The 2,791-nt window shown below is 58.3% G+C and carries 3 protein-coding genes; 2 read left to right on the top strand and 1 reads right to left on the bottom strand.

Features of this window, described 5'->3' with window-relative positions:
* Positions 1-1,388, top strand: a 1,388-nt coding sequence (locus ACR0IO_RS22785) for a gamma-glutamyltransferase family protein (protein ID WP_480745095.1), incomplete at its 5' end; no start/stop codon positions are given.
* Here the strand turns inward: ACR0IO_RS22785 and ACR0IO_RS22780 are convergent.
* Entirely contained in the window at positions 1,385-2,416 is a 1,032-nt protein-coding gene (locus ACR0IO_RS22780; RefSeq protein WP_340298513.1) for an RluA family pseudouridine synthase, read from the bottom strand. The two genes, ACR0IO_RS22785 and ACR0IO_RS22780, sit on opposite strands and share 4 nt — an antisense overlap.
* Between ACR0IO_RS22780 and ACR0IO_RS22775 the strand changes: the two genes are divergently transcribed.
* Positions 2,415-2,744, top strand: a complete 330-nt coding sequence (locus tag ACR0IO_RS22775; RefSeq protein ID WP_480745092.1) for a DUF6476 family protein — start codon at positions 2,415-2,417, stop codon at positions 2,742-2,744. The genes ACR0IO_RS22780 and ACR0IO_RS22775 overlap by 2 nt on opposite strands.
* Positions 2,745-2,791: the final 47 nt, after the last annotated feature.

Below are 2,791 nucleotides of genomic sequence, written 5' to 3'. Positions count from 1 at the left end.
CCCCTGTGCAGGCGATTTTTGCAGGGGGCCACTCTGCCGCGTTGGCAAGCCGTGCGTGGTATGAGGCCGCAGGTTTCACCGATGCAATCCCCACCCGCGGCGCCAAGGCCGCGTTGACTGTTCCAGGATCAGTGGATGGGTGGCGCGCCGCGCTCGAAGCCGCTCCAAGCGCTACCCCCCTGCCCCTGTCTCGCCTTCTTGAGCATGCGATCTATCACGCAGAAGCAGGCTTTCCTGTCAGCAACAACCAATCCCAGTGCATCGCAGATAAGATTGACGGGCTGAAAGATGTGCCTGGATTTGCGGATACCTATCTGTTTGGCGGCGCAATCCCTGTGGCAGGTGCGCGGTTTACACAACCTGCTTTGGCGGCAACGCTGCGCCAGATCGCGCAAAAGGGCATTCCAGATTATTATCACGGCAATTTGGCCAAAACCCACGCGGCCTTTCTTGAGGCTCAAGGCAGCCCTTTGCGTCTTGAAGATTTCACCGCCTATAGCGCCCGTGCGGTGACACCGCTGTCGGTCAAGACATCAAAAGCCATGCTTTATAACATGATCCCACCCACCCAAGGGATGTCATCACTGATGATTTTGGGGATTTATGATCGCATCCAAACATGGGCCAAAGAAGGGGTCGCGCCTATTCACGCCCTGATCGAAGCCACGAAGCAGGCCTTTATTCTGCGCAATCGTGAATTGGGTGACCTCAGCGCCATGCGGCAACCGCCGGAGACGTTCTTACAAGATCAGGTGCTAGACGATCTGGCAGGGGAAATTGACCACAAGCGCGCATTGCCATGGCCCTATGAGCCAAAGAACGGTGATACAATCTGGATGGGGGCCAGCGATGCTGAAGGCACATCAGTGAGCTTCATCCAAAGCGTCTACTGGGAATTTGGATCAGGCCTGACCTGCCCCGACACGGGCGTGTTTTTCCAAAACCGTGGTGCAGGCTTTGGTATGGGCAATGGCCCGAACCAAATCGCGCCGCGCAAAGTGCCATTCCATACCCTCAACCCCGCAATGGCCGTGTTCGAAGACGGGCGGGTCATGGCCTATGGCACGATGGGCGGCGAAGGGCAGCCACAAACCCAAGCGGCGATTTTTGCGCGCTATGCCTATCTGGGTCAGGAGTTGCAGCAGGCGGTTACCGCGCCGCGATGGCTGTTGGGGCGAACATGGGGCGATGCAACGACCTCTCTGAAACTCGAGGCGCGGTTTGACCCTGACTGGATCACGGCCCTCTCCGATATGGGGCATGAGACAGAAATCTTACCCGATTACAGCGATTTGGTTGGTCATGCGGGCGCTGTTGTCACCCATGTGGACGGCTTGGTTGAGGCCGCGACCGACCCCCGCGCAAATGGTTTGGCCTTGGCGCGCTAAGCTAAGGTTGCCTCAAGGCGGGTGACGAGGGTTGCCATATCCTCGGGCAAACCCGCCTCAAAGCGCATCCATTCGCCACTGGCAGGGTGTGCAAAGCCAAGCGAGGCAGCGTGTAGCGCCTGACGCGGAAATTGGTTCACGGCACCCGCAAGCTCGGGCCCAAGCAGCTTTTCCGAAACCCTACGCCGCCCGCCATAGACGGGGTCCCCCACAAGCGCGTGACCTGCATGGGAAAGATGCACGCGAATTTGATGCGTGCGACCCGTCTCTAGCCTGCATTCAATCAAGGCCAAGGCATCGTGATAGCTTTGCAAGGGTTTGACCCGCGTCACGGCGTGACGCCCCCCTTGGAACAGAACCGCTTGACGTTGACGGTCAGTTTTATGGCGCGCCAATTGGGTGGTGATCTTTAGGATATTACCATCCTCAAAACTTGTGCCACGCACACCGCGCAGGCGGGGATCAGCGGGGTCAGGGCTGCCATGGCATAGCGCGATGTAATGCCGCTCGGCACTATGGGCGGCGAATTGGTCGGCCAGCCCATGATGCGCACGATCTGATTTCGCAATGACCAGAAGGCCCGATGTGTCCTTATCGATGCGATGCACGATGCCTGGCCGCTTTTCGCCGCCCACCCCAGATAAATTGCCGCCAAAATGATGCAGCAGCGCATTCACAAGCGTGTGGTCAGGACTGCCTGGTGCGGGGTGGACAACCAAACCTGCGGGCTTATTCACCACAATCAGATCGTCATCCTCGTAGCAAATATCAAGCGGGATATCCTGAGGACGGGTTTCCACCTCTGACGCCTCGGCCACACGAATGGTGACCTGATCGCCCTCAACAACACGCGCGCGGGCATCTGTGATTGTTGCGCCATTGATCGCGACATCCCCTGCCGCAATCAACCGGGCAAGGCGGGATCGGCTGAGCGCGGCTTCTTCTGGCACATCGCGGCCAAGTGCCTTATCAAGACGAGGTGCAGGCTCTGGCCCAATCTCGAAACTAATGATGCGGAGTTCCGCCATGAACACGCCTTCCTCAGGTGACGATCCCCAATCTGCCGCGCTGCCATCCCATCTGGTCTGGCTGCAGCGTATAGTTTGGGTTTTGACCCTTGTGATGATCTTGGGCCTGATAACGGTGGTTTCGGTTTTTGTCACCCGTTTCCCAAAGCCCGCGCAAAATGAAATCGCCCTTCCAACCGACCTTACCCTGCCCGAAGGGATCACAGCAACGGCCGTGACCTTTGGCGATGGGTGGATTGCGGTGGTCGATCAAGGCGCGCAGATCATTGTGTTTGACGCGACCACCATGGCCGAAATCGGACGGTTGGAAATCACAACCGCGCAGTAACGACAGACTGGGAGAGATAGATGGTACCGCCTCCCCGGCTTGAACGG

This window comes from Ruegeria sp. CE12, assembly GCF_056537525.1.
Note: the sequence above shows the minus strand (reverse complement) of the source record. Positions and strands in the feature narration are given on the sequence as shown.

Coding starts and splice junctions, on each gene's coding strand:
- ACR0IO_RS22775 (WP_480745092.1), top strand. CDS start 2,415: ATGAACACGCCTTCCTCAGGTGACGATCCCCAATCTGCCGCGCTGCCA.
- ACR0IO_RS22780 (WP_340298513.1), bottom strand. CDS start 2,416: ATGGCGGAACTCCGCATCATTAGTTTCGAGATTGGGCCAGAGCCTGCA.